The 20,402-nt window shown below is 71.5% G+C and carries 23 protein-coding genes and 1 tRNA gene; 13 read left to right on the top strand and 11 right to left on the bottom strand.

Features of this window, described 5'->3' with window-relative positions:
- Nucleotides 1-63: 63 nt before the first annotated feature.
- Complete coding sequence (locus ACLIBK_RS21245) at nt 64-285, bottom strand: hypothetical protein (RefSeq protein WP_415389309.1); 222 nt, start codon at nt 283-285, stop codon at nt 64-66.
- A 164-nt stretch (nt 286-449) separates the two neighbouring features.
- On the opposite strand from ACLIBK_RS21245, the gene ACLIBK_RS21240 reads away from it, so the two are divergent.
- Nucleotides 450-1,619: a DUF3734 domain-containing protein gene (locus ACLIBK_RS21240; protein ID WP_415389308.1), complete on the top strand. Its 1,170-nt coding sequence runs from the start codon at nt 450-452 to the stop codon at nt 1,617-1,619.
- A gap of 92 nt (nt 1,620-1,711) precedes the next feature.
- Here the strand turns inward: ACLIBK_RS21240 and ACLIBK_RS21235 are convergent, their stop codons facing one another.
- The 4 genes from ACLIBK_RS21235 to ACLIBK_RS21220 are packed head-to-tail and all read right to left on the bottom strand — an operon-like array spanning nt 1,712 to nt 5,880.
- Entirely contained in the window at nt 1,712-2,506 is a 795-nt protein-coding gene (locus tag ACLIBK_RS21235; RefSeq protein ID WP_415389307.1) for an ABC transporter permease, read from the bottom strand.
- A gap of 23 nt (nt 2,507-2,529) precedes the next feature.
- A complete protein-coding gene (locus tag ACLIBK_RS21230) occupies nt 2,530-3,462 on the bottom strand; it encodes an ABC transporter permease (protein WP_415389306.1) in 933 nt (310 codons plus the stop codon).
- 7 nt (nt 3,463-3,469) lie between these two features.
- Nucleotides 3,470-5,137 carry a peptide ABC transporter substrate-binding protein gene (locus tag ACLIBK_RS21225; protein ID WP_415389305.1) on the bottom strand — a complete coding sequence of 556 codons (1,668 nt, stop codon included), beginning with the start codon at nt 5,135-5,137 and terminating at the stop codon, nt 3,470-3,472.
- Nucleotides 5,134-5,880, bottom strand: a complete 747-nt coding sequence (locus ACLIBK_RS21220; RefSeq protein ID WP_415389304.1) for an orotate phosphoribosyltransferase — start codon at nt 5,878-5,880, stop codon at nt 5,134-5,136. The genes ACLIBK_RS21225 and ACLIBK_RS21220 overlap by 4 nt, the downstream gene beginning before the upstream one ends.
- 51 nt (nt 5,881-5,931) lie before the next feature.
- Here ACLIBK_RS21220 and ACLIBK_RS21215 point away from each other — a divergent pair, with 51 nt between their 5' ends.
- On the top strand, nt 5,932-6,909 hold the full coding sequence (locus tag ACLIBK_RS21215) for a mitochondrial fission ELM1 family protein (protein WP_415389303.1): 978 nt from the start codon (nt 5,932-5,934) through the stop codon (nt 6,907-6,909).
- 19 nt (nt 6,910-6,928) lie between these two features.
- Here the strand turns inward: ACLIBK_RS21215 and ACLIBK_RS21210 are convergent, their stop codons facing one another.
- Entirely contained in the window at nt 6,929-7,276 is a 348-nt protein-coding gene (locus ACLIBK_RS21210) for an H-NS family nucleoid-associated regulatory protein (protein WP_415389302.1), read from the bottom strand.
- A gap of 477 nt (nt 7,277-7,753) precedes the next feature.
- Between ACLIBK_RS21210 and ACLIBK_RS21205 the strand changes: the two genes are divergently transcribed.
- The 3 genes from ACLIBK_RS21205 to ACLIBK_RS21195 all read left to right on the top strand — a co-directional run bounded on the left by ACLIBK_RS21205 (nt 7,754) and on the right by ACLIBK_RS21195 (nt 9,879).
- Nucleotides 7,754-8,824, top strand: a complete 1,071-nt coding sequence (locus ACLIBK_RS21205) for a tartrate dehydrogenase (protein ID WP_415389301.1) — start codon at nt 7,754-7,756, stop codon at nt 8,822-8,824.
- 122 nt (nt 8,825-8,946) lie between these two features.
- A complete protein-coding gene (locus ACLIBK_RS21200) occupies nt 8,947-9,186 on the top strand; it encodes a hypothetical protein (RefSeq protein ID WP_415389300.1) in 240 nt (79 codons plus the stop codon).
- A 57-nt stretch (nt 9,187-9,243) separates the two neighbouring features.
- On the top strand, nt 9,244-9,879 hold the full coding sequence (locus ACLIBK_RS21195) for a hypothetical protein (protein ID WP_415389299.1): 636 nt from the start codon (nt 9,244-9,246) through the stop codon (nt 9,877-9,879).
- Nucleotides 9,880-9,940: 61 nt separating this feature from the next.
- Here ACLIBK_RS21195 and ACLIBK_RS21190 read toward each other — a convergent pair whose 3' ends face one another.
- On the bottom strand, nt 9,941-10,333 hold the full coding sequence (locus tag ACLIBK_RS21190; protein WP_415389298.1) for a hypothetical protein: 393 nt from the start codon (nt 10,331-10,333) through the stop codon (nt 9,941-9,943).
- 126 nt (nt 10,334-10,459) lie between these two features.
- The gene (locus ACLIBK_RS21185) at nt 10,460-11,074 is read right to left on the bottom strand and encodes a YdcF family protein (protein ID WP_415389297.1); all 615 of its coding nucleotides are present in this window, start codon (nt 11,072-11,074) and stop codon (nt 10,460-10,462) included.
- Nucleotides 11,075-11,224: 150 nt separating this feature from the next.
- On the opposite strand from ACLIBK_RS21185, the gene ACLIBK_RS21180 reads away from it, so the two are divergent.
- Nucleotides 11,225-12,163: a 2-hydroxyacid dehydrogenase gene (locus ACLIBK_RS21180; RefSeq protein WP_415389296.1), complete on the top strand. Its 939-nt coding sequence runs from the start codon at nt 11,225-11,227 to the stop codon at nt 12,161-12,163.
- Between the two features lie 85 nt (nt 12,164-12,248).
- On the top strand, nt 12,249-13,379 hold the full coding sequence (locus ACLIBK_RS21175) for an ABC transporter ATP-binding protein (RefSeq protein ID WP_415389320.1): 1,131 nt from the start codon (nt 12,249-12,251) through the stop codon (nt 13,377-13,379).
- A gap of 4 nt (nt 13,380-13,383) precedes the next feature.
- Here ACLIBK_RS21175 and ACLIBK_RS21170 read toward each other — a convergent pair whose 3' ends face one another.
- A complete protein-coding gene (locus ACLIBK_RS21170; RefSeq protein WP_415389295.1) occupies nt 13,384-13,908 on the bottom strand; it encodes a VOC family protein in 525 nt (174 codons plus the stop codon).
- 140 nt (nt 13,909-14,048) lie between these two features.
- Here ACLIBK_RS21170 and ACLIBK_RS21165 point away from each other — a divergent pair, with 140 nt between their 5' ends.
- A complete protein-coding gene (locus ACLIBK_RS21165) occupies nt 14,049-15,329 on the top strand; it encodes a Gfo/Idh/MocA family protein (protein ID WP_415389294.1) in 1,281 nt (426 codons plus the stop codon).
- A gap of 212 nt (nt 15,330-15,541) precedes the next feature.
- Nucleotides 15,542-16,729 (top strand): MFS transporter, encoded by a 1,188-nt coding sequence (locus ACLIBK_RS21160; protein ID WP_415389293.1) that lies wholly within the window; start codon nt 15,542-15,544, stop codon nt 16,727-16,729.
- 55 nt (nt 16,730-16,784) lie between these two features.
- Here the strand turns inward: ACLIBK_RS21160 and rpoH are convergent, their stop codons facing one another.
- Both rpoH and ACLIBK_RS21150 read right to left on the bottom strand, forming a co-directional pair.
- Nucleotides 16,785-17,672, bottom strand: a complete 888-nt coding sequence (gene rpoH / locus ACLIBK_RS21155; protein WP_415389292.1) for an RNA polymerase sigma factor RpoH — start codon at nt 17,670-17,672, stop codon at nt 16,785-16,787.
- Between the two features lie 232 nt (nt 17,673-17,904).
- Nucleotides 17,905-18,894, bottom strand: coding sequence for an RluA family pseudouridine synthase (locus tag ACLIBK_RS21150; protein WP_415389291.1), 990 nt, complete (start codon nt 18,892-18,894; stop codon nt 17,905-17,907).
- Here ACLIBK_RS21150 and ACLIBK_RS21145 point away from each other — a divergent pair.
- From ACLIBK_RS21145 to ACLIBK_RS21130, 4 genes are all read left to right on the top strand, one after another.
- On the top strand, nt 18,881-19,180 hold the full coding sequence (locus ACLIBK_RS21145) for a DUF6476 family protein (RefSeq protein WP_415389290.1): 300 nt from the start codon (nt 18,881-18,883) through the stop codon (nt 19,178-19,180). The two genes, ACLIBK_RS21150 and ACLIBK_RS21145, sit on opposite strands and share 14 nt — an antisense overlap.
- A gap of 9 nt (nt 19,181-19,189) precedes the next feature.
- A complete protein-coding gene (locus tag ACLIBK_RS21140) occupies nt 19,190-19,366 on the top strand; it encodes a DUF2256 domain-containing protein (RefSeq protein ID WP_415389289.1) in 177 nt (58 codons plus the stop codon).
- A 40-nt stretch (nt 19,367-19,406) separates the two neighbouring features.
- A tRNA-Glu gene (locus tag ACLIBK_RS21135) sits at nt 19,407-19,482 on the top strand.
- Between the two features lie 315 nt (nt 19,483-19,797).
- Nucleotides 19,798-20,181 carry a hypothetical protein gene (locus ACLIBK_RS21130; RefSeq protein WP_415389288.1) on the top strand — a complete coding sequence of 128 codons (384 nt, stop codon included), beginning with the start codon at nt 19,798-19,800 and terminating at the stop codon, nt 20,179-20,181.
- Nucleotides 20,182-20,402: the final 221 nt, after the last annotated feature.

Genomic DNA, 20,402 nt, shown 5'->3' with positions numbered 1-20,402 from the left:
GGGCCGGCAGTGGGACTGCCGGCCCGAGGGGGTGTTCTCCGGCGCGCTGGCCGGGCCCGGCCTTCAGCGCGCCGGGCGAGGCTCGGCCGCGGCGGAGGGGCGCGCACCGGACCTGGGCGGCGGCGCGTCACCGGAGGGCAGTTCCTCGTCGCGGAGATAGGCGGAGATGCGGGCTACGCCGCCTTCATCCAGCTGTCCGGGCCGCAGGGGATGGCGCGCCGCGGCCCGGTGCGCCGCCATCAGTGCGACGAGGTCCGTGAGCCCGATCGACCGGTGGTGCTGCATGGGGACTCCTGTTGCTCGACCCTGGAAGCGCATGTTTGCCGAAAGTGAGAATTACTCGCAACTGGAATCGGCGTGAGCGTTCGTCGTCGCGGTCTCCGGTGCCGCTTCCGTCCCCTCGCGTGGGCCGGATTACCCTTCGCCGCCATCCGTTCTAGGGAGGTCCCGTGCCGCAACGGGAGGCCGACACGACCGCGAGCGACGAAATCCGCGTGCTGGTGCTGCAGGGTGGCGGCGCGCTCGGCTCCTACCAAGCCGGGGCCTTCGAGGCCCTGGACGATGTCCGCGACCCGCCGCGTTGGATCGCCGGCGTGTCGATCGGAGCCATCAACGCCGCGCTGATCGCCGGCAATCCGCCGGAGCTGCGGGTGCCGCGGTTGCGCGAGTTCTGGAACACCGTGACCTCCGGCCTCGGCTATGCCGTGCCGCCGATGCTGGACGGGTTCCGCTCCACCCTGAACGAGGTGAGCGCGCTGTGGTCGCTGGCCGCGGGGGCGCCGGGCTTCTTCCTGCCGCGCTTTCCCGGGCCGCTGGGCGCCTTGCCGGGCACGCCCGCGGCGCTGAGCTTCTACGACACGGCCCCGCTGCGCGCGACGCTGGAGCGGCTGGTGGATTTCGGCCGGCTCAATTCCGGCGAGATCCGGCTGAGCGTCGGCGCGGTGGAGCTGGGCTCGGGCAATTCCGTGTATTTCGACACGCAGCGGCAGCAGCTCGGGCCGGAGCACATCATGGCCTCCGGCGCGCTGCCGCCGGGCTTTCCGCCGGTGGAGATCGAGGGAAAGCTGTACTGGGACGGCGGGCTCCTGAGCAACACGCCGCTGCAATACGTGTTGGACGTGGAACGCCGGCGCGACCTGCTGGTGCTGCAGGTGGACCTGTTCAGCGCGTCCGGCCCGCTGCCGCGCACGGTGTTCGAGGCGGCGGAGCGCGAAAAGGACATCCGCTTTTCCTCCCGCACGCGGCTGGGCACGGATGACAGCCGGCAGATCCGCGAAACCCGCGCGACGCTGCGCCGGCTGCTGGACCGGCTGCCGCCGGAGCTCGCCACGGCGGAGGAGCGGCGCATGCTGCAGGAGCTGTCGCAGCAGAACACCGTCACGGTGCTGCAGCTGATCTACCGGCGCCGCGCCTATGAGAGCCACAGCAAGGATTACGAGTTTTCCCGCCTGACCATGCTGGAGCACTGGGAGGCCGGCTTCGCCGACGTGTCGCGCGCCATGCGGCATCGGCAGTGGATTCGCCGCCAGCGGCGCGAGGGCGGGTTGGTGTCGCTGGACCTGGGCAAGCTCGGCGACCTGCCGCTGGACGAGGCACCGGGCGAGGTCGCGCCGGCCTGAGCGCGAGGGCGGACGCGGCCCAGGCGCGGTCCGTACCGGGTCGAGCGTGCTGCCGGATTGCCGCCCCCGCTTGGGCCCGGGCCCGGGCAGGTTCAACGGCGGCGCAAACCGTCCGCCAGCAGGGTGAAGCCCGCCACGGCCAGCACGATCAGCAGTCCCGGCCACAGCGCCACCGATGGCGCCGAGAGCACGAGGTCCTGCGCGTTGGCCAGCATGTTGCCCCAGGAGGGGGTCGGGGGCTGGATGCCCAGGCCCAGGAAGCTCAGCGTGCTTTCCGCCAGTATCGCGCCGGCCGCGGTGAGCGCGGCCGCTACCGAGACGGGCGCGAGCAGCGAGGGCAGCACGTGGCGGCGCAGCACCCGGGCCTCGGAAGCGCCCAGGGCGCGGGCAGCGCGCACCCAGTCGCGGGCCAGCACGCCGCGCGCCGATGCCCGCACCAGCCGCGCCACGCCGACCCAGCCGAAGGCGCCGAGGATCAGCACGATGCGCGCGACATCCGCTGCGGCCTCACCGCGCGGCAGGCCGATCGCGGCGGTGTCAGCCGCAGCCAGGATCACCAGCAGCGGCAGGGCGGGCAGCGCCAGCAGCCCGTCGGCCAGGCGCATCAGCACGGCATCCACCCAGGCGCCGCGCCAGGCCGCCAGCAGGCCCAGGGCGGTGCCCAGCGCCGCTGCCAGCAGGGCGGTGCAGAGGCCCACGGCCAGCGACACCCGGGCGCCCAGCAGCAGCCGGGCCAGCACGTCGCGGCCCAGCTCATCCGTGCCGAGCGGATGTGCAGCCGAGGCCGGGCCGAAGCGCAGCAGCAGGTCGGGCGTTTCCGCATCCAGCCCCAGGGCCGCGGCGATCGCATCGGCGCCCAGCGCCGCCAGCGCCAAGGCGCCCAGCATCGCGAGTCCGAGCCGCAGGCGCGTCACCCGAGACGGGGGTCCAGGGCGTGCTGCCCGAGATCGGCCAGCAGCGTCGCTAGCATCGTCACCGCCGCCACCAGCAGCAGGCAGAGCAGGGCGAGGTTGTAGTCGTTGCCCATCACGGCATCGAAGAGCAGCTTGCCCATGCCCGGCCGCGCGAAGACGGTTTCCGTGACCAGGGCGCCCGACACCAGCGCGCCCACATCCACCGCGGCGATGGCCAGCACCGGCACGGCGGCGTTGGGAAAGGCGTGGCGCCAGGCGATGCGCCCCCCGCCGGCGCCGCGGGCGCGGGCGGCGGTGATGAAGGGCTGGGTGAGCACCTCGGCCATGGCGGAGGCGGTGTGGCGGGCATAGGCGGCCAGCCCGTGCACGGCCAGGGTCGTCACGGGCAGGAGCAGGAAGCGCGCCTCGTCCGGCCAGCCCGTGTCGGAGGCACCGCCCGCCGGCAGCCAGCCCAGCGTGACCGCGAAGAGCAGGATGGCCAGGATGGCCAGCCAGAACACCGGCGCCGCCTGCCCCAGCACCGCCACCGTATCCACGGCGACCCGCCAGCGCGGCCGCAGCGCCGCCAGCGCGCCCAGCGCCACGCCGGTGGCGGCCGAGAGCAGCAGCGCCGCGCCCAGCAGCACCAGGGTGGAGCGGAGCGCGGGCAGTAGCACCTCCACCACCGGGCGGGCGAAGAGGCGGGAATAGCCGAACTCGCCGCGCAGCACGCCGCCGGCCCAGCTCAGCCAGCGCGTCCAGAGCGGTTGGTCCAGCCCGTAGAGCGCCGTCAGCCGGGCCACGTCGGCGGCCGTCAGCCGCGGGTCGGTGGTCAGGGCCAGCGACACGGGGTCGCCCGGCATCAGCCCGATGGCGAACCAGGCGGCCAGCGACAGGATCAGCAGCGTGGCGGCCACCTGCGGCAACCGCCAGGCGATCAGCCCGAGCATGGCGGCTTCAGCGGACTCGCCAATCCGTCACCCAGAGCGAGGAAGGGTAGAGGTTGCCGGTGGGCCGCACCCCGTCCAGCCAGCGCGGCCAGACATGCGGGTCGGCGCGGTGCCAGAGTGGCAGGGCGGGCAGCTGCTCGGCGGTGATGGCCTGGAGACGGGCCCAGAGCGGGCGGCGCTTTTCGGGGTCCAGCTCCTCCGGCAGGGCTTGCAGCAGGGCGTCCAGTTCGGCGTTGCGGAAGCCGGGGTAGTTCTGGCCGGACCAGTTGCGCTCGGCGCGCGGGATTTCCTCGGAGTGCAGCGTGGTGCGGGGTACGTTCTCGGGCGAGGAGATCCAGGCGAACAGGGCGGCGCCGGTGAAGCGGCGGCGCGACAGGGTTTCGGCGAAGAACACGCGCGGCGGCTCGTTGCGGATGCGGGCTTCCACGCCGACCGCGCGCCACATGCCCTGGATGGCCTGCTGCACCTGCTCGCGCGAGCGGTTGCCGGCGGTGGTCATGAACTCCAGCGTCAGGCGCTCGCCGGCGGCGTTCTGCCGGGCGCCGCCGGGCGCGCGTTTCCAGCCCGCCTCCTCCAGCAGGGCCTGGGCGCGGGCGGGGTCGAAGTTCCCGCGACGCACCTGCGGGTCGTACATGGGGTCGTCGGGATGGATGCCGCTGCTGGCCACCGGCTGCCGGCCGGCATAGAGGCTTTGCACGATGCGCTCGCGGTCGATGCCCAGCATCAGCGCCTGCCGCACCCGGACATCCGCCAGGGCGGGGTTGTCCAGGTTGAGGTCGATGTGTTCCCAGACCAGGCCGGGGCGGAACTCGAAGCGGAAGCGGTCGCGGGTGCGCGCCTGCAGCGCCACGGCCTGGTCCAGGGCGAAGCCCAGCTCGCCCGCCACCATGTCCACCTGACCCGCCAGCAGCTGCGCTTCCAGGGCGGCGGTGTTCTCCACCGTGCGGATCTGGATGCGGCCAAAGGCGGGGACGGGGCCGGACCAGTGCGCGTTGCGTTCCAGTGTCACGCCGGCGCCGGGCTGCACGGCGGCGATGCGGTAGGGGCCGTTCCACAGGCCGGGATTCGACGTGTCCGTGTCGTAGAGGGTGCGCGAGCGGTAGTCGCGCTTGTTCTCCTCCCAGCGGGCGCGGTCGAGATGCGCGGGTAGCGGGGCGAAGTCGCCGGCCGAGGCAAAATCGAAGGTGACGCGGTCGAAGCGCAGGGTGACGCTGCGCGGGTCGTCGCTGAGGAACTCGTAGGCGGAGCGGTAGAACTCGGCGCCGCCGAAGCCGGTCTCGGAGGCGCGACCGGCTTCCCAGGCGAAGCGCAGGTCCTCGGCGGTGACGGGCGTGCCGTCGCCCCAGCACAGCCCCTCGCGCAGGCGCCAGGTGACGCGCAGGCCGGGCTTGCCGTCGGGGGTGGTTTCCCGCTGCGCGAGGCCGTTCTCCAGGCTCGGCAGGGTTTCGCAGCCCAGGCATTGCAGGCGCCAATCCGGGCCGAAGGCGGTGAGCGGCACGCGCGCGAAGCCCTCGACAAAGGAGCGCGCGGCCATGCTCTCGATGTTGGGGTGGAAGCTGGACGGGAACTGCGTGATGCCGATGCTGAGCTGCTCGCGTGTGCCGGGGGCGTCCTGCGCGAACGCCCCGGCCGGCAGCAGCGTCGCGCAGCCGAGGAGGAGGGCGGCTGCCCTCACGCCGCGTCCTTTTTCACGATCGCCGCGCGCGCTTCCTCGGCGCTGCCGACGCCACCGTGGGCCTTGCTCCAGGCCACCGGGTCTTCCAGGAACTTGCGAACCTCGCGCAGCGCGGGCTCCTCGAAATAGGGGCGTTCGCGGCACACCTCCAGCACGTCCCACCAGGTGCACAGCGCGTGCAGCGACAGGTTCATCTGCTTCATCGTCTCGAAGGAGCCGGGAAACACGCCGTAGAAGAACACCACGAAGGTGTGGTCGCAGATCGCACCCGCATCGCGCAGCGCCTGGGCGAAGCGGATCTTGGAACCGCCGTCGGTGGTCAGGTCCTCCACCAGCAGGGTGTTCTTGCCTTCCGGCACGTCGCCCTCGATCTGGGCGTTGCGGCCGAAGCCCTTGGGCTTCTTCCGGACATAGGCCATGGGCGCCATCATCCGCTCGGCGATCCAGGCGGCGAAGGGAATGCCGGCGGTCTCGCCGCCCGCCACGGCCTCGATGGTCTCGTAGCCGATGTGGCGGCCGATCTTTTCCACCGCCATGTCGCAGATGCGGGTGCGTGCGCGGGGGAAGTAGATGATCCGGCGGCAGTCGATATAGACCGGACTCTTCCAGCCGGAGGTGAAGGTGTAGGGCTCCTCGGGCCGGAAATTGACCGCCTTGATTTCCAGCAGGATACGCGCGGTGGTGAGCGCCGCGTCGCGGTCCCATTCGGAGGCGCCACTGGCGGAGGCGTGTCGGGCGGTCATGCGGGGGTCTCCAGTTTCCGCCAGGGTTAACCGCGGCGCGGTTCGGCGTCCATGTTGAAGCGCCATGCCCACGGCGTGCCCAACGGGGCGCGGGATGCCGCACCGGTCTGGGTGCTGGCCGACCCCCGCGCCGGCACGGCGGCCCAGGCACTGGGCATCGCGGAGCGGCTGGCGCAGCCCTTTCATACGGTGCCGCTGGAATGGGGCGGGTTGGCGCGGCTGCCGCTGTTCTGGCCGACGGCTGCGGGACTGGCGCCGGGGGCGCGGGCCGCGCTGGCGCCGCCCTGGCCGAGGCTGGCGATCTCGGCCGGGCGGCGTTCGACGCCCGTGTCGCGCTGGTTGCGGGCACGGGGGGTGCGTACGGTCCACTGCATGCGGCCGGGTTTCGGCGCGGCGGATTTCGACCTGCTGGTGATCGGGCGGCACGATGCGCCGCGGGCTGCCGGGAACATCCTGCCCATCCTGGGCGCCACGCACCGGCTGTCGCCCGAGCGGCTGGCCGCAGCCCGGGAGGATTGGGCGGAGTTGGGAGCTTCGGCCGTTCCGCGGGTGGCGCTGCTGGTGGGCGGGCCGGTGCGCGGCGCGGGGATGCCGCCGGAGGATGCGGCGCGGCTGGTGCCGCGGGTGCTGAAGCGCTTTCCCGGTGCGACGATCCTGGCCACGGCCAGCCGCCGCACGGGGGCGCCTGCCACGGAAGCACTGGCGGCCGCGCTGTCGGGCGTGCCGCACCGGCTGTTCCGCTGGGGGGATGCCGGGCCGAACCCCTACATGGGCTTCCTGGCCTGGGCCGACGCGGTCGTGGTGACGGGGGACAGCGTGTCCATGCTCAGCGAAGCCTGTGCCACCGCCGCGCCGGTCTTCGTCGCCACGCGGGAGGAGGGGCGGCACCAGCGGCTGGTGGAAAGCCTCTATGCCGCCGGGGCGGCACGGCCGCTGCGACTGGCGCAGCGGCCCTTTTCCCGGGCCCCGCTGGATGAAACGGGGCGGGTCGCGGCGGCGATCCGGTCGCGGGGTTGGCTCCCGGACTGATCCGCCGCCGCGCCGGGCTTCAGGTGCGGAAGGCTTCGCGGTTCTTGCCGGCGGCTTCCTGCTTGGTCAGCCAGGTCGGCGGGCGGCCGCGGCCGGACCATTCCTCGCCATTGGGGCCGCGGTACTTGGCGGCCACCGGCGCACCGGCATCCTTGCGGGTCTTGCGGCCGGAGGAAGCCTGGCTGGGGCGGTCGAGCATGCCTTGCAGCGAAAGCCCGATCGCCGCGGCCTTTTCCTCCATCTCCGCGATCAGGGAGGCCTTGGCTTCCTCCAGCGCTTCGCGGCGCTTGTTCTCGGCATCCTGGATCAGCGTGGTCAGTTCCTGCACCGACAGGCCATCGAGGTTGATCTTGGCTTTATCGGCCATTTCTTGCTCCTGCTTTTCTGAACCGCGCTGGGGATAATGTCTGCTTTCCCCGAACGTCAACTCGGGACTTCGAATTTCTCGCGTGACGGCAGAGATAATGGGGGTCGCAGGCCTTTGCGGCCGCAAAACCGGCAATCTGCCCGGCCTGCGGAGATAATTTGGCGGGGCGAATCGACGCAGGACGGCAGGTGAAATGACCGGCCGCCGGCGGGAGGCGCGATATGCGGATTCGGAGTCGCTGTAATGCGTGGGTGAGAGTTTTCTCTTTTCTTGATATTTCGACGCGTTTCGTAACAAAGGAAAATTGGCGGCGGTCAGCATTGATGTTGAAGATGCTGCTTCCGCCGCCGAGGCTGACCGTGGGCGCGGGGCCCGGCGTGAACCGCCGCGCACGACTCGCTGCGGCGCGGCCGGCCGGGGTTGCCGCCCGGGGCCGCCCCGTTCACCTTGCCGCGCCGCAGCGGGAAGGAATGGTTCATGACGCGCAAGCATCGCATCGCGGTGATCCCCGGGGACGGCATCGGCCGCGAAACCGTGCCGGAAGGGTTGCGCGTGCTGGAAGCGGCCGGGCGGCGCTTCGGCTTCTCCCTGGACTGCACGGAATACGACTGGTCCTGCGATCGCTATCGCACCACCGGCGCCATGATGCCGGCCGACGGGCTGGACCAGCTGCGCGCGGCGGACAGCATCTTCCTGGGCGCCGTGGGCTGGCCGGACGTGCCGGACCACGTCTCGCTCTGGGGGCTGCTGATCCCGATGCGGCGGTCCTTCGACCAGTACATCTCGCTGCGGCCCTGCCGGCTGATGCCCGGCGTGCGCTCGCCCCTGGCGGGACGCGGGCCGGAGGATATCGACTTCGTGGTGGTGCGGGAAAACACCGAAGGGGAATACAGCAGCTCCGGCGGGCGGATGTTTCCCGGCACCGAGCGGGAATTCGTCACCCAGGACAGCGTCTTCACCCGGCATGGCTGCGACCGCGTGATGCGCTACGCCTTCGAACTGGCGATGACGCGCAAGCGCCGCAAGCTGACCTCCGCCACCAAGTCCAACGGCATCACCTTCACCATGCCCTACTGGGACGAGCGATTCGTGGCCATGGCGGCGAACTACCCGGCGGTGACCACGGACCAGTTCCACATCGACATCCTTTGCGCGCAGTTCGTGCAGCACCCGGATTGGTTCGACGTGGTGGTGGGTTCCAACCTGTTCGGCGATATTCTCAGCGATCTCGGCCCGGCGGTGGCGGGGTCCATCGGCATCGCGCCCTCGGCCAACATCAACCCGGAAAAGGCGCATCCCTCGATGTTCGAGCCGGTGCACGGTTCCGCCCCGGATATTGCCGGAAAGCACGTCTGCAACCCGATCGGGCAGATCTGGTCCGGCGCGATGATGCTGGAACACCTGGGCGAGAAGGAAGCGGCGGACGCCATCGTGGCGGCCATCGAGAAGTTGCTGGCCGAGGGTGGGCCCCGCACCCGCGACATGGGCGGACAGGCCGGCACGGAGGATCTCGGGCGCGCCCTGGCCGAGGTGGTGGGGAGCGCCTGACGCACACCGGTGCGAGGGCCACCCTCGGCTATCAGGACACTTGAACAGATGTTCAGGTGAGACTATAACGGTGACAGTGGTTGCGAATTATTCTCAACTAGAGCGCGATCCACGGAGGCGGCATGGGCTACGACTTCAGTCATATCGCGCGACGCTGCGAGCGAGCCGTTGTCACCGCGTTCCGCGAACTGCGGGAAGGCGGCAATGACGACATGTCCTCCTTCCGGGCCTGCACCGCGCTGTACCGCATCCACCACCCTGAATCCTCGGTGAGCGAGGCGCAGCGGCTGGTGGCGGAATGGGTCGACCACCACGTCATCCGCGCCGACCAGGGCCCGACCGACGGCTGCGCCTGCGACTGAGCAGCGGCGGCCGCGCTGCCATTTTCTTGCCGCGCCGCGGGGCTAGGTCGCGCGGCGATGTCGGACCTCCTCGCCAAGCGGCGCCTCCTGGCGCTCCTGTTCTCCACCCTGGCGCTGCCCGCCCTGGCGCAAACGCCGGGCACGCTGCAGCGCTCCGGCTCCTGGGAAACCTTTTTCGCCGGTCCTGAGGCCGGTGCCACGGCCGGCAGCTGCGGCGTGTCGCGCCAGCTGCTCGGGCGGGGCTTCGTGCTGCGCACCGCCGCGGACGGTGGCGAGACGGTAGCCCTGCTGCACCGTGACACCTGGCGCATCCCCGCCGAGGCACGGATGAACGTCGCTTTCGAGGTGGACGGCCGCACGCTGTGGATCGGCCAGTTCGCCCAGGTCCGCACGGGACGCGAACTGTCCGGCGTGCCGCAAACCAGCACCATCGAGGCGGTGTTTCCCAGCTCCGAGGCGGTGTCGCGCTTCACCCAGGGTTTCGCCTCGGGCAGTACGCTGGTGATCCGCTTCCTGGACGGCAACGAGGGCACCTGGCGGGCGCCGCTCGCCGGCTCGCAGCGCGCGATCGACGCCTTTGCCGACTGCTTGCAGGCAGCCGGGCCGGGGCAGAATTCCGTGCTGGTGGTGCCGTCCCGAAAGCCGGCGACGCCGGACGCGACGCAGCCCTTCGACGCGCCGCGGCCGAACTAGCGCCGCCGCGCCCAGAAACGGACCGGTGCAGGGCGGCCCGCCGGACCGCCCCGCCTTCGGTTCAACGCTGCTCGCCGCCCGAGCGGGCCAGCATGTCCGCCACGCGCTGCACGTCCACCTTGCCCGCCGTGACGCGCAGGATGGCGCCTTCGCCCTGTTCCTCGATGGAGGTGAGGTGGCGCTCCAGGGGGATGTCGCGAACCACGCCTTCCAGCGCCAGCTTCGCCTTTTCGCGGTCGGTGTAGCTGAAGGCCAGGGTCATCGGGTTTTCCGGGATCACCTCGTCTTCGGGCCGCATCATCATGTCGGCCGCCGGCACCGCGCGGGCGCCGGTCTCCGCCTTCTGCGCGGGGTCACTGGCCGGAAACGTGTCCAGCACCGCCTCCTGGTTGGCGGATTTGGCCGACTTGCCGGCCTGGGGGTCGTGCTGCGCGACATAGGGATCGATGGGCATGATCGGAGCCTCCCGAATGCATGGAGCGTGAGCCCGTTCCAACCCTGGGAAGGGTGCGGAAGAGCCTTGGCCGGGTCGCGCTGCCGCGCCGGCCATGCGGGGTGAACGGCGCCGGAGGGCGGAAGTTCAGGACGCCGGATGCCGCTTCTCCCGGCCACCCACCGACCGCGGGCGGAAGCGGTGCCACAGCGCCAGCACGGCGTCGTAGGGCAGGGCAGCCGACTCGCGCAGGCGCCAGTAGCCCTCGGGGAAGCCCGGACGGGGGATCGGAAAGGGGCCGGGCCGGGCGGGCAGGCCCAGCAGCCGCAGCAGCAGGGTGCAGCGCGGGATGTGGTAGCCGGAGGAGGCGGCGAAGACCGGCCCGCTCCAGCCCGACAGCAACGCCGCCACGGCGCGGGCGGAGGACAGGGTGTCCGTGCCGGTGGGCTCGGGCAGCAGGTCGGCTTCCGCGACGCCCTGTTCCCGCAGCAGCCGCACCATCACCGTGGCCTCCGGCGGGCCGTGGCGGCCCTGGCCGCCGGTGGGCACGAAGAGCGGCGGCGGGTGCAGCCGGGCACCGAAGCGACGTGCCGCCAGCACCCGCCGGCGCAGGGTCGGGCTGGGGCTGCCATCCGGGCGCACCGCGGCCCCGAAGATCACGATGGCGGCACGCGTGCTGCTCGCGCCCTGTCCGGCAACGGTCGCCTCTCCGGTGCGCAGGGCGGGCGGCCGCGTCGGGGTGTCGGCAGCGGAAAGGGTCATGGACGAGGCTTTCCCGGCAGTGTGGTATGGGGGCGGCGGCGAGCGGCATGTGGCGTGGCGGGGCGCCGGCCGCATCCCTGCCGGCCGCGCCGGTGGCGTGCGTCCCCGGGGATCGCCCGGGCGCGGTGGGACAGGTGGGCTGAGAACGACGTGATCTTGCTGGTGAAGTCGGGCGGCGAGGAAACCGTCCCCCGTTGGCGCGCCGAGTTCCTGGCCGCCGACCCGCGTCTGGACGTGCGCTGGTGGGACGACCCCTCCGTTCGGCCGGGGGAGGTCCGCTACGTGGTGGTCTGGGACCCCGAGCCCGGCCGGCTGGCGGCCCTGCCCAACCTCCGGGTGGTGTTCTCCTCGGCTGCGGGGGTGGACAACATCCTGCGCGACCCGGACTGGCCGGCGCACCTGCCGCTGGTGCGCATGGGCGGCGAGGAACAGGCACAGCGCATGGCGGAATTCGTCACCTGGGCCTGCCTGGGCCTGTTGCGCGGCGCCCGGCTGATGGCGGCCAACCAGGAAGCGTCCCGCTGGAAGCAGTTCGCCGCCCGGCACACGGCGGGGGAGCGGCGGGTCGGCATCCTCGGCCTGGGCAATCTCGGCCGCGCCGCGGCGGCCATGCTGCGGGGCGTGAGCTTTCCCGTGGCGGGCTGGTCGCGCAGCCGCAAGGTGGTGGAGGGCGTGGAGTCCTTTGCCGGCGCCGGGGAGCTGGACGCTTTCCTGGCGCGCACCGACATCCTGGTCTGCCTGCTGCCGGCCACGCCGGAAACGGCCGGGCTGATCGATGCCGCGCTGCTGGCGAAGCTGCCGCGCGGGGCGCAGCTGGTGAATGTCGGGCGCGGCGGTCACCTGGTGGAGGCGGATCTCCTCGCGGCGCTGGACGGCGGCCATCTCGCCGGTGCGCTGCTGGACGTGTTTCCCGAGGAGCCGCTGCCGGATTCCAGCCCCTTCTGGTGGCATCCCAAGGTCACGGTGACGCCGCATGTCGCCTCGCTGCCCAGCCTGGGCAGCCGGGCGCGCTTCGTGGCCGCGGCCATCGCGGCGCATGAACGGGGCGCGCCGCTTCCCAACCTTTACGATCCCGCCCGAGGCTATTGATGCCGTTCCTCCTTCCACCCGGGTGGTCGCGTTCCGCGGTGCCGCCGGAGCGCGGCGCGTGAGCGCGGCCGCTCCTCTCGCCGAAATGGCCGCTCCACCGCCCGGGGTGGCGGCAGCGCCGCGGCGCGCCGCTTCGGTGGGCCATGCGCTTACCCTGCAGGGCATCACCCGCCTGTACGGCGACGCCGCCGCGGTGCGCGACGTGTCGCTGGCGGTGGAAAGCGGGCAGTTCCTGACGCTGCTGGGCCCGTCCGGTTCGGGCAAGACCACGCTGCTGATGGTGATCGCGGGCTTCGTGGCGCCCTCGGCCGGGCAGGTGCTGCTGGACGGGCGCGACATCACCGCCCTGCCGCCGGAGCAGCGCGAGTTCGGCATGGTGTTCCAGGGCTACGCCCTGTTCCCGCACATGACGGTGGCGGAGAACGTCGCCTTTCCCCTGCGCGTGCGCCGCCTCGGCCGCGCCGAGCGGGATGCCAAGGTGCGGGCGGCTCTGGACCTCGTGCAGCTCGGGGCGTTGGGCGACCGGCGGCCGGCGCAGCTTTCGGGCGGGCAGCAGCAGCGCGTGGCGCTGGCCCGGGCGCTGGTGTTCGACCCGGCGCTGCTGCTGCTGGACGAGCCGCTCTCGGCGCTGGACCGCAAGCTGCGCACGGAGCTGCAGGAGGAGCTGAAGGCGCTGCACCGTCGCGTCGGCCGCACCTTCGTCAACGTCACGCACGACCAGGAGGAGGCGCTGTCGATGTCGGACCGCATCGCCATCCTGGATCGCGGTCGGCTGGTGCAGCAGGGCAGCCCGGCCGAGCTCTACGAGCGGCCGGCGACGCGCTTCGTGGCGGGGTTCCTGGGCAAGTCCAACTTCCTGGCCGCCACGGTGGAAGCGCGGGACGGACCGGATTTCGTGGCGCTGCGGGTGAGTGGGCGGCGCCTGCTGGCGCGCGGCGACGGGCTGCCGGGCGAGGCGGTGCTGATGAGCCTGCGGCCCGAGAAGATCGGGGTGCTCGCCCCCGGCGCGGCGGCGGACAACCTGGTGGAGGGTGTCGTGACCGCCTGGTCCTACGGCGGCGCCGGCTACGCGCTGACGGTGCGGACCGCCGAGCTGGGCGAGCTGCGCGTCGCCTTGCCCACCTGGGGCGCGCCCATCGCGCCGGCCGAGGGGCTACCGGTGCGGCTGGGCTGGTCGCGCGACGCCGCGGTGGCGGTGCGGGAAGACCCGGCCTGACCCTTCAGGCCGAGGCTTCGCGCAGCAGCGCCTGCAGGTCCAGGCGGCGGTTGAACATGGCCAGTCCGCCGGCAGCGTCGCGCGGCCAGTTTTCCGCCGGACGGTCGCGGTAGAGTTCCACGCCGTTGCCGTCGGGGTCGCGCAGGTAGATCGCCTCCGACACGCCGTGGTCGGCAGCGCCTTCCAGGGTGATCCCGGCGTCCAGCACCCGGCGCAGCGCGGCGCCCAGCGTAGCGCGGTCGGGAAACAGCAGGGCCACGTGGTACAGGCCGGTGGTGCCCGGCGCCGGCGGCGGACCGCCCCGGCTGTCCCAGGTGTTGAGCGCGATGTGGTGATGGTATCCGCCGGCCGACAGGAAGGCCGCCTGGTCGCCGGCGCGCTGGGTGACCTCCAGCCCGATCACGTCGCGCCAGAAGCGCAGGGCGCGTTCCAGCTCGGCGACCTTGAGGTGGACGTGGCCGATCCGCATCGCCGCGGGCGCGCCGGGCCGGGGCGCCGCGGTTTGGGGCAGGGGGGTACCGTCGGGCATGGGGATCACTCCTCCGATCGTGACGGACAGATGGGCTGCGCGGCCGGGCGCGTCCAATCGGCCAGGCGAATGGCGGTCATGGCGCGGCGCAACACCCGTGCGCCGCGGGGCGTTCTGCCGGGGACCAGCCGGAGCATGCCATGCCCTTCGACCTCCTTTCACCCAGCCGCCGCGAGCTGATGCGCGTGTCCGGCCTTTCGGCCCTCGGCATCGCGCTGGGCGGTGCCGGGGCGCCCGGCTACCCCGAGCCCTCGAACATGGATGTGGGCGGGGTGCAGGACGGCAAGGTGGCCTTCCCGAACTGGCGCAGCGAGGTGGAGCCGCGCAGCTCCCCGCCGCCGGCGCCGCTGCCGCCGGCCGAGCGCGTGGGCTACGCCGTGGTCGCGCTGGGCCGCCTGAGCCTGGAGGAGATCCTGCCCGCCTTCGGCGAGTGCAAGCGATCCCGCCTCGCGGCGCTGGTCACCGGCAGCCCCGAGAAGGGCAAGGTGGTGGCGGCGCAGTACGGCCTGCCCGAGAGCGCCGTGCTGGGCTACGCCGATTTCGAGAAGCTGCGTGATATGCCCGGCGTCCAGGCGGTCTACATCGTGCTGCCCAACGCCATGCACCGGGAATACACGCAGCGCGCCGCGGCGATCGGCAAGCACGTGCTGTGCGAGAAGCCCATGGCGACCTCCGTTGCCGACGCGCAGGCCATGGTGCAGGCCTGCACCGAAGCGCGGGTGCGGCTGATGATCGCTTATCGCTGCCAGTACGAACCGTATAACCGCGCGGCCATCGACCTCGTCCGCTCGGGCCAGCTCGGCCGGCTGCGCTTCATCGAGGCGACCAACGTGCAGGCCAACGGTCCCGGGCCGCAATGGCGCTATTCCAAGGCGCTGGCGGGCGGCGGCGCCATGCCGGATATTGGCATCTACTGCCTGAACGCCGCGCGCTACATCACCGGCGAGGAGCCGATCGAGGTCACCGCCCACACCTTCAGCCCCGAGCGCGACACGCGCTGGGCCGAGGTGGAGGAGAGCATCAGCTTCTCGCTGCGCTTCCCGTCCGGGGTGATGGCCAACTGCCTGGCCTCCTACGGCGCCTTCAACAACAAGGACCTGCGGCTGCACTTCGAGGCCGGCACGGTGGAGATGCCCGACGCCTTCTCCTATGTCGGCCAGCGGATGGAGGTGTCGCGCAAGTCCGGCCAGGTGGTGGGGCGCGAGGAGCGGGTGATTGAGCACAAGAACCAGTTCGCCACCGAGATCGACCACTTCTCCGAGCGGGTGAAGAGCAACGAGCAGCCGCATACCCCCGGCGAGGAAGGGCTGCAGGACCAGCGGCTGACCGAGGCGCTGTACCGCTCCGCCGCCGAGAACCGGCCGGTGCAGACCCAGGCGCCGGAAGCGCCCACGCGCGGTCCGGTCCCCACCGCCGGCTGATCCGCCACGCGGCGCGCCGGGCGAGGTGCCCGCGCGCCGCCCTGCTGCCGTTTCTGCGCGCGGCCTTGACCCCCACGCGCCCTGCACGCCACATGGCGGCGTTGCCGGGAGCCCCGCGGTGCGCAACCGCCGCGGGCGCCCTCGCGCCGCCAATGCGCCCCGCCGCGGGCCAGCTGTTTCCGGGAGGCCCTTGTTGACCGGAGGCGCCGCCCATGGACGCTCGAACCCCCACGCCTGACGTATCCGCGCTTCCCAGGCCGGCGCTGCGACTGCTGCCGCTGGTGGCGATCGTGTGCCTGGGCTTCCTGTGCATCGGGCTGCCGCTGCCGGTGCTGCCGGTCTACGTGCACGAGGAGTTGGGCTTCGGCACCGTGACGGCGGGCTGGGTGGTGGGCATCCAGTCGCTCGCCACCATCCTGACCCGCCGCACCGCCGGGCGGATCGTGGACGGGCGCGGCGCCAAGCGGGCGGTGCTGGTGGGGCTGCCGCTGGCCGCGCTGGCCGGGCTGTTCTACCTCGCGGCAACGCTGCTCTCGGGCACGCCGGCGCTGGCGGTGCTGCTGCTGGGGCGGCTGCTGCTGGGCTTGGCGGAAAGCCTGTTCCTGACCGGCACCATGGCCTGGGGCATTGCCCGGGTGGGACCCTTGCGCACCGGCATGGTGATGGCCTGGCAGGGCATCGCGATGTTCGTGGCCCTGGGCGCCGGGGCACCGCTGGGCTTGTGGGTGATGGGCTGGGCCGGTTTCCGCGGGGTGGCGCTCGTGACGCTGGTGCTGCCGCTGCTGGCGCTCGCGGTGGCGCTGCTGCTGCCGGCGGTGCCGGCGAGCGGGACGGGCGGGCGGCGCGTGTCCTTTGCCGGGGTGATCGGGCTGATCTGGCGGCAGGGGCTCGCCCTGGCCCTGGCCTCCGTGCCCTTCGCGGTGCTGGGCGGCTTCATCGCGCTGTTCTACGGCAGCCAGGGCTGGTCCCGCGCCGGGCTGGCGATGAGCGGCTTCGCGGCCGGCTACATCGTGGTGCGCCTGTTCCTCGCGCACCTGCCGGACCGCATGGGCGGCCGCACCGTGGGCATCGTGTCGGTGGTGATCGAGATCTTCGGGCAGTTGCTGCTGTGGCTGGCGCCGAATGCCGGGGTGGCGCTGCTGGGCGCCACGGTGACGGGGATCGGCTTCTCGCTGGTGTTCCCGGCGCTGGGGATCGAGGCGGTGCGGCGCGTGCCGCCGGAAAGCCGCGGACTCGCGGTGGGCGCCTTCCTGGCCTTCGTGGACGTGGCCAACGGTTTGACCGGGCCGCTGGCGGGCGCGCTGGCCGCGCTGGCCGGCTATCCCGCGTTGTTCCTGGCGGGGGCGGTGACCTGCCTCGCCGCTTTGGGACTGATGCTGACGGGTTGGCGGGCCGAATAAAGAAAAAGGGCGGCGGGTTGCCCCGCCGCCCTTCTCAAGGTCTCCGTCGTATCCATCAGGCGACCGCAAGGCGGCGCTCGACGATCTGGTTCTTCATCGACTTCTGCAGCTTCTCGAAGGCACGGACCTCGATCTGCCGGACCCGCTCGCGGGAGATGTTGTACTGCTGCGACAGCTCCTCCAGCGTGGTCGGCTCGTCCTTGAGGCGCCGCTCGATCAGGATGTGCCGCTCGCGCTCGTTCAGCGTCTTCAGCGCGGTGTCGAGCAGGTGGCGACGGTTGGACATGTCCTCCCGGTCGGCCAGCTCGCTTTCCTGGCTCTCGCCCTCATCCACCAGCCAGTCCTGCCACTCGCCCTCGCTGTCGGCGCGGACGGGGGCATTCAGGCTCTGGTCGGAGGAGGCGAGGCGCCGGTTCATGGACACCACGTCCTGCTCGGGCACCTGCAGCACGCGCGCGATCTTCTCGACCTGCTCGGACTGAAGGTCGCCTTCCTCGAGGGCAGACATCTGCGCCTTGAGGCGGCGCAGGTTGAAGAACAGCTTCTTCTGCGCGGCGGTGGTGCCCATCTTCACCAGCGACCAGGAATGCAGGATGTATTCCTGGATCGCGGCGCGGATCCACCACATCGCGTAGGTCGCCAAGCGGAAGCCGCGGTCCGGGTCGAACCGCTTCACCGCCTGCATCATGCCGACATTGCCTTCCGAGATCAGCTCGCCCACCGGCAGGCCGTAGCCGCGGTAGCCCATGGCGATCTTGGCGACGAGACGAAGGTGCGAGGTGACGAGCTTGTGCGCGGCCTTCTCGTCCCCCATGTCCCTCCAGCGCTTGGACAGGGCGAGCTCCTCATCGGGAGCCAGCATCGGGAACTTGCGGATTTCCTGAAGGTACCGGGACAGATTGCCTTCCGGGGCCATCATCGGAATCACGGAACTGGAAGCCATGAGGGGTACTGCCTCCTGCGCCGGCCCAGCATCCCCCGTGACGGCGGGACCTGGAACCGGGGTTCCTTCTGAAGCCCTCCGCAGCGCGGGCCCGGCATGATCGCGGACGTCCCGGTCACGTCGGGGCGGCTCGGTGCGATAACGCCTTGGCTTGGCACCCGGCTGCGGGGCTGGTTGATCTTTTAAACCGTACCGCTGCGGTACGCAAGGAAAACCGACGGTAACGGTGGGGTTACACCGTAGATGAATTCAGTATTTCCAATAGCTTAAGGAAGTCCGGGGGGAGGGGTGCGCTGAAGCGTAGCTGATCCCCGGAAATTGGATGGCGGAAGCCCAGCGTGGCCGCGTGCAGGGCCTGTCGCGGAAAGGCCAGCAGGGCTTCGCGCGCTTCCGGGCCGAGTCCGCGGGCCGCCGCCGGGGTGCGGCGGAGGTAGACGGGGTCGCCCACCACGGGATGGCCTTTCTCGGCCAGGTGCACGCGGATCTGATGCGTCCGCCCGGTCGCCAGCCGGCAGCGCAGCAGCGAGCAGGCCGTGCCCCAGGCGCGGTCGGTGCTGTAGCGGGTCAGCGCCGGCTTGCCGTTGCGGGTCACCACCGCCATGCGCTTGCGGTCCATCGGGTGGCGGCCGATGTCGCCCTCGATCTCGCCGCGGGCGGGGGAGGGCAGGCCCCAGACCAGGGCGAGGTATTCGCGGTCCAGGTCGCGGGTGGCGAAGGCTTCCGACAGGGCGCGATGCGCGACCTCCGTCTTGGCCACCACCATCACCCCCGAGGTGTCCTTGTCCAGCCGATGCACGATGCCCGGACGTTTCTCGCCGCCGATGCCCGGCAGGTCGTCCCCGGCGTGGGCCAGCAAGGCGTTCACCAGCGTGCCGTCGAGGTTGCCCGGCGCCGGATGCACCACCAGCCCGGCCGGCTTGTTCAGCACGATCAGGTCGGCATCCTCGTGCAGGACCTCCAGCGGGATGTTCTGCGGCAGCGGCACGGCCGAAACCGGCGGCGGCACGGCCAGCGCGTAGCGGCGCCCGGCGCGCACGGCTTCCGCCGGTTCCGTCACGGGCGCGCCGTCGCGGCTGGCATGGCCGGACTCGATCAGCGCCTTGACACGGGAGCGCGAGAGTGACCCTGACGCCTCCGCCAGCACGCGGTCGAGCCGACTGCCGTCCTGTTCGGGCGTGGCGATGAAATCCAGCGAAGCGGGGTCGGGTGTGCGTGCGCTCAAGGTGCTCGTCGTGGTGATGGGGGTGCTGATCGTGGCGGGCACCGTGACGCTGGTCGCGCTGATCGTCCAGCGCATGGGCGGCGCGGTGCCGGTGGCATCGCGCGTCGAGGCGCCCCCGGTGGGCGTCGAGGCGTCGCTGGGCCAGCCGCCGGGGACGCGAATCCTCGGCATGGCCGGTGCGGAAGGGCGCATCGCCCTGTGGGTGTCGCGGCCGGAAGGGGAGCGGGTGCTGCTGCTGGACCCCCGCAGCGGCCGTCTGGCCGGCGAAGTCCGGCTGGGCGACTAGGCGCTGCGCATGGCGCATCGCAAGCCGAACCTGCCCACCAAGATCTGCGGCGCCTGCGGCCGGCCTTTCGCCTGGCGGAAGAAATGGGCTCGTTGCTGGGCGGAGGTGCGCTTCTGCTCGGACGCCTGTCGGTCGGGGAAGCATCCCGCTGTGGTTCCTGTGAAGAATGCGCCGGGGATGGGTTGATCCCCGGGGCAAGCCTGGATACAAGGCCGCTACCGGCTGGGTCCCCATCGTCTAGAGGCCTAGGACACCGCCCTCTCACGGCGGTAACAGGGGTTCGAATCCCCTTGGGGACGCCATTTGGTTTCAATGGCTTACGGCTGGTCGGGTATTTCGTCCCAACTTCCTGTCCCAAGTTGAGCCCAGGGTTCCAGCTAGACAGCCTTGTCACTCACGAAAACGTTATAACGATTGCTGCCCGGCTGCTGTCCTGCGGCTTGTCTGCACGCTCGCGCAACACTGAAAGGACATCCCCCTACTAAGGGGACGCTCTTTCCAGCTCCGAGCTGGCTTTCCTGCGCGTCGGGGCACGCCCCACGCCGAACACTGTCGGCATCTGTCCTGCGCCGTCTGCGCCATCGCGCACGATTCCAGGACACGAATCCCGCTAGTAGATGGATGCCCTCCGCAACCACGAGGGCAAGCGAGTGAACCAGATCCAGACCAGCGAGAAGCAGGGCGTACCGAGCCAGGAAACGGCCCAGGCACCAGTCGTCCACGGACGCCGGCGGCATCCGCAATCAATCGCTGCCGAGGAACGCCGGCTGAACGCTGCCCACGCTTATGCTGAGGAGGAGGGCGCGAGATCGGTCAGAACGTTGTTGTTCATGCTCGATCACCGTCTCAGCAAAAGCCGGCCGATAGCTCCGCACGCCCCGGCCCTCCTAACCATGCTGGCAGGTGCTGCCGTGGAGCTGCGCGACAACGAGGGGTACGAGGCGCACGAGATCGTCGGGCGGGTTCTGGAAGCCCTGGGCTATCCCGTCAGGACCACCTGACACCCCGCGACATCCTTCAGGCCGGCGCCCTCACCTGAGAGGGTGGGGCGCCCGGTGGCAGCTCAGTAGCGTGTGACCGAACGGGACAGATCGCGGATGCCGCGGCCTGTCCCGTCTGCTTTTGCGGCATCAACGGCGCGCCCAGCGCCGTGCAGCTCCAGCACCCCGGCCTAGCCGACTGCCGGGATGGCGCGAGATGCGTGCTCCCTTGATGCCGCGTC

It is taken from the genome of Roseomonas sp. BN140053 (genome assembly GCF_047690175.1).
GTDB lineage: Bacteria > Pseudomonadota > Alphaproteobacteria > Acetobacterales > Acetobacteraceae > Roseomonas.
Note: the sequence above shows the minus strand (reverse complement) of the source record. Positions and strands in the feature narration are given on the sequence as shown.